Consider the following 12,784-nt stretch of genomic DNA (forward strand, 5'->3'; position numbering starts at 1 on the left):
CTTACCTGTTTTTTTTAATTGTTTCTAATCCTTTTCACCTTCTCTATTCCTTTGATTTTCCTGACTTTATTCGTGATCATGTTAAGGTCTTCTATGCTTTTTACGTAGAGGCTGATTGTCCCTTCGAAAATGCCGTCATGACTTTGTATGTGAAGTTCTCTGATATTGATGCTGAGTTCGCCGGTGATCACCTGTACCATTTCCATCAAAATTCCCATACGATCTATGCCTCGAACCTCAATTATGGAGAGATATGACATAGCCTTATGGCTTGACCATTTGATAGATGTGATATTTTCTCCGTGTTGTGAGGCCAAGCGTGTCAGTTCGTCACAGGAAGTTTTATGTACATATATTTTGCCGCTTTCCGGGTCTTTGTATCCCATCACTACATCTCCGGGAATCGGGTTGCAACATTCGGCCATGATAAATTGAGGTTCATTTCCTCCTACTTCGGTCGGTTCTTTTACAACATACTGGTCGTTCTTTTTGTCGCCGCCGCCTCCTAAAAATTTGAAAGGATTGACGAGTTGAAGCGTCCAAAATTTCAGCATTTTGCTTGCTGCATTCTGTTTCAGTATTTTTTCCAGGTTATCCAGTTTCAGTATTTCAGCTCCCAGTTTGCTGTAAAATTCATCCTTATTCGTGCATTCGTATGCAGGAAGGACCTTTCTGAACACCCGGGCACTTGGAGTGATGCCGAATTCTTTCAGTTTGCTTTCGAACAGTTCGATACCCCGTTCTATATTGTTTTGCTTGTCTTTTTTCAGGTAATTTTTGATCGATTGTTTGGCCTTGGCCGTGGTGACATGTTCCAGCCAGTCTGTTTGGGGGTGTGCTGTGCCCGAGGTCAGAATTTCCACTTGATCTCCGCTTGCAATCGGTGTGAAAATGGATTCGATCTTATGGTTGATTTTGGCTCCGATCGCCCGGTTGCCGATCTTGGTGTGAATGTCATATGCAAAGTCGAGTGCAGTGGCGCCCTGAGGTAATTTGCGGGATTCACCTTTGGGTGTAAATACCACGATTTCTGTGGTATAGAGGGTCATTTTGAAATTGTCCAGAAAATCGACGGCATTCTCCGTCGGACTGTTCAATGCCTCCCGAACTTTTTTAAGCCATTTATCGAATTCGTCTTCGTCATTGGATATGGTGGCATGTTTGTATTTCCAATGTGCGGCGAATCCTCGTTCGGCGATCTCCTCCATTCGCTGGGAGCGAATTTGCACTTCGGCCCATACTCCGTCGGGACCCATTACGGTCGCGTGCAGAGCTTCATAGCCATTGGCTTTGGGAATCGTGACCCAGTCCCGTATCCGGTCGGGTTTGGGTTTGTATATATCGGTAATCAGTGAGTAAATATGCCAGCATTGCGATTTTTCGGGAATAAGCGGCGACGGCTGGAATACGATGCGGATAGCGAACAGGTCGTAGATTTCCTCGAAAGGAATTTGTTTACGCTGCATTTTCGACCAGATCGAATAGATGCTTTTGACCCGTCCGGAAATTTCAAAGTCGATACCGCTTTCCTTCAGCCGTTCGATGATCGGGGCATTGAATTTTTCGATGAAACGGGCCCGGTCGGCCTCCGTTTCGTTCAGTTTGCGTTCGATTTCGAGATATTGTTCCGGGAATCTGTATTTCAGGCTGAGGTCCTCCAGTTCGGTTTTGATCGAATAGAGGCCGAGCCGATATGCCAGCGGCGCGAAAAGATAGATCGTTTCGCTGGTTATCTTGATCTGTTTGTCGGGAGGCATCGAACCGAGTGTCCGCATGTTGTGCAACCGATCCGCTATTTTGATCAAAATCACACGGACGTCGTCGGACAGGGTCAGCAATACCTTTCGGAAGTATTCCGCCTGCTGGGAGGTTTCTGTGTTGAAAACTCCGGCCATCTTGGTCAGTCCGTCCACCATGGTGGCGATCTTGGGGCCGAACATCAGCCCGATCTCTTCTACGGTGTAGGCCGTGTCCTCCACGACATCGTGAAGCAGTGCTGCAACGACCGATTTTACACCGAGCCCGATCTCCTCGATCACAATTTTGGCGACGGCGATCGGGTGAATGATATATGGTTCACCCGACTTGCGCCGGACGCCTTTGTGGGCCTCTTTGGCCAGAAAGAAGGCTTTTTTGATGATGTTCCAGTCCTTTTCGCTTTTGCATATTTTTTCGCAGCTATGCAAAAGGTCGTTGAATTTGTCTTCGATCAGAATTTCATCTTCAGCCGAATATTCCGCCATGACCACCTCAATGAAAACGTTAGTACTGCCGCTCTATTTGGCTGCCATTGCCTCTCTTACCTTAGCTTCGATTTCGGATGCCAGGGTCTCGTTGTTTTTCAACAATTCTTTGACGGCATCGCGGCCCTGTCCCAGTTTTTGGTCGTTGTAAGAGAACCAGGAGCCGCTCTTTTTGATAATGCCGAAATCGACGCCGAGGTCTATGATCTCCCCGATCTTCGAAATACCTTCGCCGTACATGATATCGAACTCTGCCCGACGGAATGGCGGAGCCACTTTGTTCTTGACGACCTTCACCTTGGCCCGGGCTCCGAGTTGCTCCTCGCCGTCCTTGATGCTGGAGGATTTTCGGATGTCGATCCGGACACTGGCATAGAATTTCAGGGCGTTACCTCCTGTGGTAGTCTCCGGATTGCCGTATGCGATACCTATTTTGTCCCGCAACTGGTTGATGAAGATGCAGACGGTTTTGGTTTTGCTGATTGTGGCTGTCAGTTTGCGGAGTGCCTGCGACATCAGGCGGGCCTGCAAACCCATTTTGGACTCCCCCATCTCCCCTTCGATTTCGGCTTTCGGGGTCAGGGCTGCTACCGAGTCGATAACGACGATATCCACAGCACTCGAGCGAATCAAATGGTCGGCGATTTCCAGCGCCTGCTCCCCGTTGTCGGGCTGGGAAATTAGCAGGTTGTCCACGTCAACGCCCAGTTTTTGCGCATAGAAACTGTCGAATGCATGTTCTGCGTCGATGAATGCGGCGATGCCTCCGGCTTTTTGGGCTTCGGCGATGGCGTGGATTGCCAGGGTGGTTTTGCCCGAAGATTCTGGACCGTAGATTTCTATGACACGCCCTTTGGGGTATCCGCCCACACCTAATGCTATGTCGAGGGTGATGGAGCCGGTCGGGATGACGGCGACCTCCTCTATCTTGTCGCTGTTCATGCGCATGATGGCTCCTTTTCCGAAATCCTTTTCGATTTTGTCCATCACGGCATTGAGAACCTTGAGCTTGTCCGGGTTGATTTGTGCTTTTTCTGCCATATTCGTTTTTTGTCTGAGTTGCGTATCGTTATTATTTGTAAGCGTCGGAAATCTGTTCAAAGTGATTTTTCGTGTTGACTTTATCGAAAATCTTTTCGATTTTACCATCCGGGTCAATTACAAACGTAGTACGGAGAATACCCATATGGGTTTTGCCCATGAATTTCTTTTCGCCCCATACCCCGAATGCCTTGGCGACGGTTTTGTCTGGATCGGACAGCAAGGTGAAGTTCAGCGAGTGTTTAGCAACAAAACCTTGATGCGATTTTTCAGAATCGGGGCTGACACCGATAATGGAGAATCCCATTCGTTCCAGCTCCCTTTTGCCATCCCGCAAACTGCAAGCCTCTGCCGTACATCCGGGAGTGTTGTCTTTGGGGTAGAAATATAAAATGACCCGTTTGCCTTTCAGTGATTCGAGAGTAACGGTATTCCCGTTCTGATCCTTGGCGCTGAATTGCGGGGCGTTGTCACCTGCTTTTAATTTTTCCATAGCGATCGGTTAAACTTTCTGGTAAAGATACATTAATTTGGCTAAATCGAAAAGCCTTCCAGCACAAATATCGCACCGGAAGGCTTTTTATTGCTCGTTTCAGGGGATGGGAAATTCTCTTATCTTGCCATGACCCGTTTTTCGATCTCTTCAATTTGGGCCCGGAAAGCCTTGTCTGTCTCGAGCAGATTGGAGATCGCCTTGCAGGCGTGCAGGACCGTTGCGTGGTTTTTGCCTCCGATGGCGGCCCCGATGGCGGTAAGCGGAGCCTTCGTGTGTTGCTTGCTCAGATACATGGCGATTTGGCGTGCCTGGGCGATTTCCCGTGTCCGTTTCGGGGAGCGGAATTTCTCTTCGTCCAGATTCAGGTATTCGCACACCACTCTTCGGATGTGGTCTATTGTAATCTCTTTCTGGTTGAATTGCACGTAAACCTTAAGTATTTCTTTAGCTAAGGATACGGTGATTTTTTTATTCAGGAAAGAGGCGTTGGCCACCAAGGAAGAAAGAGCACCTTCTATTTCCCGTACGTTGGCATTGATATTGTTGGCTAAAAAGTCGATTACCTCATCCGAAACTTCGGTGCCTAAGCGGGCCACTTTGTTGCGGATGATTTTGAGTTTGGTTTCTTGGTCCGGTTGCTGAAGTTGGGCTGAAAGGCCCCACTTGAATCGGGTGAGCAGGCGTTGTTCGATATCCTTCAGTTCCACGGGAGGTTTGTCTGAAGTGAGAACGAGTTGTTTGCCGGATAGTTGAAGGTGGTTGAAGATGTTGAAAAACGCGTTTTGGGTCTTCTCTTTTCCTGCCAGCTCCTGAATGTCGTCGATAATCAGAACGTCGATCATCTGGTAGAAGTGAATGAAGTCGTTCAACTCCCCTTTGATCGCCGCGTTCTGGAACTGGGATTGGAATTTGTTCATTGACACGTAGAGCACCTGCAATTCCGGATGGCGTTGCCGGACCTCCATGCCGACGGCCTGTACGATATGGGTTTTACCCAGTCCTGAATCCCCGTATATATATAAGGGGTTGAACGGGGTTTTTCCCGGATTGACGGCTACGGCCAGACCCGCCGACCGGGCGAGGCGGTTGCACTCTCCTTCGATGAAGTTGTCAAAGGTGTAGTTCGGGTTGAGTTGGGGGTCGATTACGATCTTTTTGATACCGGGAATGATAAACGGATTTTTTATATTAGCGGTATCCGTTTGGGTGATGAATTTGTTGATCGCACTATTGTCGCCCTCCTGGGTTATGGTCATGGTTTTCGGTTCGGATTTAGGTACGGCGTAACGCAGCCGTGTCTTGAGGCCGAATAACTGATGGATAATGGGTTTCAGGAAAGGAATGTAGTTCTTTTCAATGTGATATACATAACTTTCGTTGGGAACCCGCAGGCGCAGAGTAGTTCCGTCAAAGTCCAGAGGTACAATGGGTTTGAACCATTTCACAAACTCCTCTTCGGATGTCTGTTCTTTGATACGGGACAAGCAGTTTTGCCATATATCGCTATATGTCTGTGTGTTAATGACCATTGTAGGGGTTGGGTATTTTTGCACTACAAAAGTGTAGATAAAATTGTTAAAAAAATAGTGGGGCCACCTTGTTTATTCAATATTAATTTATATAGAAAAATAAGGGCTTGAACGGGGTCGAGATTTAATCTGCTGATTGTGAGAAATCATATTTTTTTCCATATATTTGTATATAGATTTTTTTAGTTCCGGTTAAATTTGTTATAAGTAAAATTGATACGATTATGAGTGCAGAATTGGATGTATTGGTTATGGAGAAAGCTCGCAAGTGGCTGGACGGGAATTATGACAAGGCTACTAAGGAGCGGGTCAAGTATTTGATAGACAATGATAAAAAGGAGTTGACGGAAAGCTTCTATAAAGATCTGGAGTTTGGTACGGGAGGGCTCCGGGGTATTATGGGGGTCGGTACCAACCGGATGAATGTCTACACGGTAGGGATGGCGACGCAAGGGTTGGCCAACTACCTGAAAAAGGTTTTCAAGGGAGAGGAAATCCGCGTGGCGATCAGTCACGATAGCCGTAACAACAGCCGCCAGTTTGCCGAGCACGTGGCGGATATTTTCGCCTCGAACGGTTTTACCGTTTTTCTGTTCGATTCGCTGCGGCCTACTCCGGAGTTGAGTTTCGCGATCCGGGAGTTGAATTGCCAAAGCGGTGTGATGGTGACCGCTTCCCACAATCCCAAGGAGTATAATGGATACAAAGCTTATTGGTCCGACGGTTCGCAGGTGACGCCCCCCCACGATAAGAACATTATCGAAGAAGTTGGCAAAATTACGTCGATCGACCAGATTCTGACGGGAAAGAACAAGGAGAACATCAACGTGCTCGATGAACAGTTTGACCGGATTTATCTGGACAAGATACACTCCCTGTCGCTTTCCCCGGATGCCGTGAATAAGTTCCATGACATGAAGATCGTCTATACTCCTCTTCACGGTGCAGGGGTGATTCTGGTGCCCGCTTCGCTCAAACGATTCGGTTTCACCAATGTAAAAACCGTGAAGGAGCAGAATATCCTCGACGGTAATTTCCCGACGGTGGCTTCACCCAATCCCGAGGAGCGGACGACCATGAAAATGGCAATTGAACTGGGAGAGAAGGAGAAGGCCGATATCGTGCTGGCTACTGATCCCGATTCCGACCGGATCGGGATCGCCCTGCCGGATGAAAACGGGAAATATGTACTGCTCAACGGAAATCAGACCTGTGTCCTGCTTACTTATTACCTGTTGCGTCGGTGGAGCGAATTGGGCCGTCTGAACGGTCACCAATATATCATCAAGACGATTGTGACTTCGGAAATGATGGCGAAACTGGCTGAATCATTCGGCGTGAAATGCTACGATTGTCTGACCGGGTTCAAGTATATCGCCAAGATCATCCGGGCGAACGAGGGAACGGGCGAACAGTATATCGGTGGCGGTGAAGAGAGCTTCGGTTATCTGGCCGGCGATTTCGTGCGCGATAAGGACGGAGTGAGTGCCTGCTCGCTGGCGGCTGAAGCGGCTGCGTGGGCCAAGAGTCTCGGAACGACGCTGTATTCCCTGCTGAAAGAGCTGTATGTGAAGTACGGTTTCTATAAGGAGGGGCTCGTTTCCGTTGTTCGCAAAGGCAAGGAGGGGCAGGAGGAGATTCGTAAGATGATGGAAGAATACCGGAATAATCCGCCCGCTACGATTTGCGGTTCGGCCGTGGTGACGGTAAAGGATTATTCTGTGCCCGACAGTCTCGATGTGGCCACAGGGAAAAAGAGTCCGATCGAAATCGACAAATCGAATGTTCTTCAATTCCTGACAGCCGACAATACGATCATTTCCGTCCGTCCGTCCGGTACGGAACCCAAAATAAAATACTATTTCGGGGTGTGCGAACCTTTGTGCTGTATTTCGAAGTTCGACGAGGTCAATGCCCAGCTCGATGCGAAGATCGAACGGATGAAAAAGGAACTGAAACTGGAGTAGCTGCGAGTTGGTCAAAAACAATAAAGCCATACTTGTAAAAGTATGGCTTTATTGTTTTGGGGGGGCGTCCTTTATTCCGGGAAAAACCGGAAAAGAGGGCGGGGTTTGAGGCTTGCTCCGCAATGGTAGGATGCGATTGATGGTGGAAGGGAAATATTATTTTACCCGGATCAGATTTAGTCCGTCACGAATCGGCAGGATGACGTTTTCCACCCTTTCATCATCGCGTACCATACGGTTGAAGTCCGCGATGGCCTGGGTGTGCCGGTCGTTGTGCTGGATCGGCTCCGTGATTTTTCCGTACCAGAGGATGTTGTCGGCCAGAATGATGCTGCCGCTGTGTATCAGCGGCGTGTCTAACAACATGTCGTAATAGGCCGGGTATTCGCGTTTGTCGCCGTCGATGAATACGAGGTCGTATTGTATGCCGCGTTTCGGGGCTATTTCCAGAGCCGATCCGATATGCATGCGGATTTTGTGGCCGTGTTTGCTTCGGTCGAAAAACGATTGGGCCAACTCCTGGAGTTCGTCATCCGTTTCGAATGTGTCGATATAGCCCGGTTCATCCAATCCTGTGGCCATACATAGGGCCGAATATCCCGTGAATGTGCCGATTTCCAGAATGTTCTGCGGACGGAACATTCTGACGATCATTTCCAGCAGCCGGCCCTGAATGTGTCCCGAGATCATTCGGGGTTGGATCATGCGCAGGTGGGTCTGCCTGTCGAGCTCTCGCAGCAATTCGTCTTCCGGGGACGAAAAGGTTTCGATATATCGTTCCAGAGCATCCATACATACTATTTATATAGGAGTACCGACGTGTCGGTGAAAAGGTCGTTGGCCACCTCCTGGATCTGCTCCCGAGTGATGGCTGCTATTTTTCGGCATACGGTACCGATTTCATCGACGTGCCCGTACACCAGATAACTCTTGGCTGCTCCGAGCATGTACCCTTCGTTGCTTTCCATGGCGATGGCCAACTGTCCGAGGTATTGTTTTTTCGCCATCGAAAGGCGTCGGGCCGAAAGCGGTGTCGATTTCAGTTGGGATAATTGCCGGTCCACGATTTCCATGCAGCGGTCGGTCTTGTCCCTGTCCGTGCCGAAATATATGGTGAAGATACCCGAGTCGTTCAATGGAGAGTAACCCGCTTCCACACTGTACGACAATCCGTTTTTCTCCCGAAGGGCTACGTTGAGAAGGGAGTTGGCCGACGGTCCTCCCAGCAGATTGGTAAGCAACGAAAGAGTGATTCTGCGCGGGTCGTTGATGCTGTATGCACGACCCCCTACGATGCAGTGGGCCTGATGCGTGTTGCGGTTGACCGTTTTATGGAACGGCACATAGGCTCCCGGTGCTTCTCGGGTGAATGTGCGAGGGCGGTTCCCTACCCCTCCCAGATATTTTTCCACCGTACGGACGAAATTTTTCTCGGAGACATTGCCGATCGAAGAGAAGATCATCTGGTCCGTGTTGTAGGTTCGGCCCGCGAAGCGGAGTATGTCTTCTCGGCCGTAACGGAGAATGGCCGATTTCGTACCGAGAATATTGTGTCCCAACGGAGAGCCGGAGAAAAGAAGTTCTTCGAAATCGTCGAAAATCCGCTCCGACGGAGAGTCTTTATACGAGTTGATTTCATCTACGATCACTTCTTTCTCTTTTTCCAGTTCCCGCGTGGGAAAAACGGAGTGGAATACGAGGTCGGCGATCAATTCGGCCGCTTTGGGGAAATCCCCGCGAAGTGTCGTCGCATGTACGACGGTCTCCTCTTTAGTCGTGAAGGCGTTGAGTTCGCCGCCCAGGTTCTCCAGCCGGCAGTTGATATGGTAGGCTTTCCTGTGTTCGGTTCCTTTGAACAGGGTATGTTCCGTGAGGTGGGCGATTCCCTGTTCTCCCGGAAGTTCGTCCCGGCTGCCTGCCCCCACGGTCAGTGCACAATAGGATACGGCCGACTTGACGCGCTTGTGGATGCAGCGGATTCCGTTAGGGAGCGTATGTGTATAGAATTCCATGAGTTCGGGTGTTTTGTTTCGATTGGCGGCGGATCAGTCTTTGGATTGTTCGGCTGCAGGACGTTCATGCCGGGCGAGAAACTGTCCGGTATGACTTTCCTTGCATTTTTCCAACTCACGGGGCGTACCTTCGAATACGACGTGTCCTCCGTTGTCTCCTGCTTCGGGACCCAAGTCGATTACCCAGTCCGCACATTTGATGACATCCATGTTGTGTTCGACGATGACGATCGTGTGACCTTTGGCCATTAGTGCGTTGAATGATGCCAGCAGTTTGTTGATGTCATGAAAGTGCAGCCCGGTCGTAGGTTCGTCGAAAATGAACATAATCGGTCCTGCCGCATTCTCCTTGAGCAGGAAGTAAGCCAGTTTGACCCGCTGGCTCTCACCGCCCGACAGCGTGGACGACGACTGGCCGAGTTTGATATATCCGAGCCCTACGTCTTGCAGGGTTTTGAGTTTTTCGACGATTTTCCGGTTGATCGTATCTTTTTCCTTGTATTTTCCGAAAAACTCGATGGCATCGTCTACTGTCAATTCCAGAACATCGTAGATCGAAAGGTCATGGTATTTGACCTCCAGGATTTCGTCCTTGAACCGTTTGCCGCCGCAGCTTTCGCATTTAAGCTCCACGTCCGCCATGAACTGCATCCCGACTTTGATGAATCCCTCTCCCTGACACTCCTCGCACCGTCCGCCCGCAATGTTGAACGAAAAATGGGAGGGGTTCATTGCATTGTGTTTCGCATAGGGCTGGTCTGCAAAAAGTTTCCGGATGTCATCGTAGGCTTTGATGTAGGTCACGGGGTTGGACCGCGATGATTTTCCAATCGGGTTCTGGTCCACCATTTCGATTGATTTAAGCAGGGATACGTCTCCTTTTAGTTTCTCGAAACTGCCGGGTTTGAGTCCCGTTTCGTAGAGTTCTCTGCGAATGGCCGGATAGAGGATGCCTTTGACCAGCGAGGATTTCCCGCTGCCGCTGACTCCCGTGATGCAGGTGATGACTCCCAGAGGTATTTTTACGTCGATCCCCTTGAGATTGTTCTCCCTGGCTCCTATGATTTCGATGTAGTTGTTCCACTGACGGTAGTGGGCCGGAGGCTGGATGGATTTGCGCCCCGTCAGATAATCGGCTGTCAAACTGTTTTTGGCTCGGATCAGTTTGTCGGCCGGACCGCAGAAAACCACTTCACCCCCGTTGTACCCGGCTTCGGGGCCTATGTCCACGATCTGGTCCGCCGCCCGGATGATTTCCTCCTCGTGCTCCACAACGATCACGGTGTTCCCCAGATCGCGCAGTTGCTTGAGTACGTTGATCAGCCGGTGGGTGTCCCGGGGATGAAGCCCGATGCTCGGTTCGTCCAGAATGTAGAGCGACCCGGTCAGGTTGCTGCCCAAGGAGGTGGAGAGATTGATCCGCTGGCTTTCCCCTCCGGAAAGAGTCGAAGAGAGTCTGTCGAGGGTGAGATACCCCAATCCCACGTCCAGCAGATATTGCAAACGGTTGCGTATCTCTACCAGAATACGGCCGGCGGCTTTCGTGTCGTGTTCGTCCAGTTTCAGTTCCGCGAAAAAAATCGCCAGTTCACTCACGGGCATACGCACCAGATCGGGAATGGTCTTTCCTCCGATTTTTACGTACAAGGCCTCTTTGCGCAGGCGTCCTCCGCCGCAGTCGGGGCAGAGGGTTTTCCCTGTATAGCGGGAGAGCATGACCCGAAACTGGATTTTATAGCGCTCTCCTTCCAGATATTTGAAAAATTCGTCCAACCCGTGGAAATATTGGTTTCCTCTCCATAACAGGGCTTTCTGTTCCCGGCTCAACTCGAAAAAGGGAACATGGATAGGGAATCCGAACTTGGAAGCATTGTTTATCAACTGTTCGTTCCACCATTTCATGGTTTCGCCCCGCCAGCAGGCGATGGCTCCGTCGTAGATCGTTTTCGTCTTGTCGGGTACCACCAGGTCCTCGTCGATTCCGATGACTTTGCCGTATCCTTCGCAGCGGGGACAGGCCCCGATCGGGTTGTTGAAACTGAAGAGATATTCTGAGGGTTGTTCGAATTCGATACCGTCCGCCTCGAACCGCGAAGAGAATTCTTCCGTGTGGCCGTCTTCCGAAATGATCCGGCATACGCCATCCCCGTAGCTGAATGCCCGGGCTACGGAATCTCCGAAACGGCTGAGCGATTCTTCGTCTGAAGCGACACGTCCCCGGTCGATAACGATACCAATCCGAACCGGATCGGTATCGTTATCGATTTCGGGGAGAAAATCTTCGATCAGTATCGTCTGTCCGTCACAGACGATCCGTTGCAGTCCGTCTTTGAGCAGCAGGGTCAGTTTTTCGATGATCCCCTGCCCTTCCGACAGCATTAAAGGGGCTGCGATCATCATGCGACTACCGGAAGGCAGCGAAGTGATATAGGTGACGACATCGCTGACGTAGTGGATTTTGACCTCTTTCCCAGATACGGGGGAGAATGTCTTTCCTATACGGGCGTAGAGCAGTTTCAGGTAGTCGTATATTTCGGTCGATGTTCCCACCGTGGAGCGCGGATTCCGGGTGTTGACCTTCTGTTCGATGGCGATGGCCGGAGCAATGCCCGTGATGGAATCCACGTCCGGCTTGTCGATTTTTCCGAGGAATTGACGGGCATAGGCCGATAGGCTTTCCACGTAGCGACGCTGACCTTCAGCGAAGATCGTATCGAAGGCCAGCGTCGACTTGCCGGAGCCGGACAGGCCTGTGACGACTACCAACTGGTTGTGCGGAATATCTACCTCTATATTCTTGAGGTTGTGCACTCTCGCACCTTTTATATGAATGGATCGTATTTCGTTTTTGTCGCTCATCATTCGGAGAATTAGCCGCTAAAGATAACGAAAAACAAGCAATAAAAAGTACAGGAGCATCGGAAATTTCGTTCCGTTACTCCTGTGTTGTATTGCTCTGGACGGAATTGCGGATGTGAAGTTATTTCCGCAACACATTATCCGGAATTCGCCTCAGATCGTCGTCGGATTATTTGATCAATTCCATCTGTTTTTGATAGGTGATCTTCTCGCAGTAGTGGCATTTGAGGGCGATTTCCTCCCCGTTGATGACTTCGAACGAAGTGGTCATCGGTTCGTTGTTGGTGATACATTTGGGGTTGGAACACCGGACGAATCCCTCGATGTGCTGTGGAACGGTAATCGTCCGTTTTTCTACCACTTCGAAATTCTTGATAATATTCACGACCGCCATCGGGGCGACCAGTGCCAGGCGGTTGATCTCCTCCTGTTGGCAGTAGCGGTCGTTGATTTTGATAATGGCTTTGCTGCCCATGCGTTTGCTTTCGAGGTTGGTGCCGAACGTCATGCGATGGGTGTCGGTGTCGAGTTTCAGAATCTTGATGATTTTGAACAGGCTGTCCGAGGGAATATGGTCGATCACCGTGCCGTTCTCGATGGCACGGACTTCCATTCTTTTGTCTGTGGTTGTCATGTT

General features: G+C 50.0%; 9 protein-coding genes. 1 reads left to right on the forward strand and 8 read right to left on the reverse strand.

What is annotated here, in order from left to right:
- Positions 1–14 precede the first annotated feature (14 nt).
- The 4 genes from INF32_RS03250 to dnaA all read right to left on the reverse strand — a co-directional run bounded on the left by INF32_RS03250 (position 15) and on the right by dnaA (position 5,309).
- Entirely contained in the window at positions 15–2,243 is a 2,229-nt protein-coding gene (locus INF32_RS03250) for a RelA/SpoT family protein (RefSeq protein WP_226388090.1), read from the reverse strand.
- 33 nt (positions 2,244–2,276) lie between these two features.
- Positions 2,277–3,284 carry a recombinase RecA gene (recA, locus tag INF32_RS03255; RefSeq protein WP_226386980.1) on the reverse strand — a complete coding sequence of 336 codons (1,008 nt, stop codon included), beginning with the start codon at positions 3,282–3,284 and terminating at the stop codon, positions 2,277–2,279.
- 31 nt (positions 3,285–3,315) lie between these two features.
- The gene (gene bcp / locus INF32_RS03260) at positions 3,316–3,777 is read right to left on the reverse strand and encodes a thioredoxin-dependent thiol peroxidase (RefSeq protein ID WP_226386981.1); all 462 of its coding nucleotides are present in this window, start codon (positions 3,775–3,777) and stop codon (positions 3,316–3,318) included.
- A 119-nt stretch (positions 3,778–3,896) separates the two neighbouring features.
- Positions 3,897–5,309: a chromosomal replication initiator protein DnaA gene (gene dnaA, locus INF32_RS03265; RefSeq protein WP_226386982.1), complete on the reverse strand. Its 1,413-nt coding sequence runs from the start codon at positions 5,307–5,309 to the stop codon at positions 3,897–3,899.
- A 224-nt stretch (positions 5,310–5,533) separates the two neighbouring features.
- Between dnaA and INF32_RS03270 the strand changes: the two genes are divergently transcribed.
- The gene (locus INF32_RS03270; RefSeq protein WP_226386983.1) at positions 5,534–7,276 is read left to right on the forward strand and encodes a phospho-sugar mutase; all 1,743 of its coding nucleotides are present in this window, start codon (positions 5,534–5,536) and stop codon (positions 7,274–7,276) included.
- Between the two features lie 156 nt (positions 7,277–7,432).
- Here the strand turns inward: INF32_RS03270 and INF32_RS03275 are convergent, their stop codons facing one another.
- The 4 genes from INF32_RS03275 to pyrI form a co-directional block, all read right to left on the reverse strand.
- Entirely contained in the window at positions 7,433–8,068 is a 636-nt protein-coding gene (locus INF32_RS03275; protein ID WP_226386984.1) for an O-methyltransferase, read from the reverse strand.
- Positions 8,069–8,073: 5 nt separating this feature from the next.
- Complete coding sequence (locus INF32_RS03280; RefSeq protein WP_226386985.1) at positions 8,074–9,288, reverse strand: M16 family metallopeptidase; 1,215 nt, start codon at positions 9,286–9,288, stop codon at positions 8,074–8,076.
- Positions 9,289–9,321: 33 nt separating this feature from the next.
- Positions 9,322–12,147, reverse strand: a complete 2,826-nt coding sequence (gene uvrA / locus INF32_RS03285) for an excinuclease ABC subunit UvrA (protein WP_226388091.1) — start codon at positions 12,145–12,147, stop codon at positions 9,322–9,324.
- Between the two features lie 169 nt (positions 12,148–12,316).
- A complete protein-coding gene (gene pyrI / locus INF32_RS03290; RefSeq protein WP_226386986.1) occupies positions 12,317–12,781 on the reverse strand; it encodes an aspartate carbamoyltransferase regulatory subunit in 465 nt (154 codons plus the stop codon).
- Positions 12,782–12,784 lie beyond the last annotated feature (3 nt).

This window comes from Gallalistipes aquisgranensis (genome assembly GCF_014982715.1).
Taxonomy (GTDB): Bacteria; Bacteroidota; Bacteroidia; order Bacteroidales; family Rikenellaceae; genus Gallalistipes; species Gallalistipes aquisgranensis.

Excerpts from the sequence above, each read along its gene's own strand:
- recA (WP_226386980.1), bottom strand. The coding sequence starts at position 3,284 with ATGGCAGAAAAAGCACAAATCAACCCGGACAAGCTCAAGGTTCTCAAT.
- INF32_RS03250 (WP_226388090.1), bottom strand. The coding sequence starts at position 2,243 with ATGGCGGAATATTCGGCTGAAGATGAAATTCTGATCGAAGACAAATTC.
- uvrA (WP_226388091.1), bottom strand. The coding sequence starts at position 12,147 with ATGAGCGACAAAAACGAAATACGATCCATTCATATAAAAGGTGCGAGA.
- dnaA (WP_226386982.1), bottom strand. The coding sequence starts at position 5,309 with ATGGTCATTAACACACAGACATATAGCGATATATGGCAAAACTGCTTG.
- pyrI (WP_226386986.1), bottom strand. The coding sequence starts at position 12,781 with ATGACAACCACAGACAAAAGAATGGAAGTCCGTGCCATCGAGAACGGC.
- bcp (WP_226386981.1), bottom strand. The coding sequence starts at position 3,777 with ATGGAAAAATTAAAAGCAGGTGACAACGCCCCGCAATTCAGCGCCAAG.
- INF32_RS03275 (WP_226386984.1), bottom strand. The coding sequence starts at position 8,068 with ATGGATGCTCTGGAACGATATATCGAAACCTTTTCGTCCCCGGAAGAC.
- INF32_RS03280 (WP_226386985.1), bottom strand. The coding sequence starts at position 9,288 with ATGGAATTCTATACACATACGCTCCCTAACGGAATCCGCTGCATCCAC.
- INF32_RS03270 (WP_226386983.1), top strand. The coding sequence starts at position 5,534 with ATGAGTGCAGAATTGGATGTATTGGTTATGGAGAAAGCTCGCAAGTGG.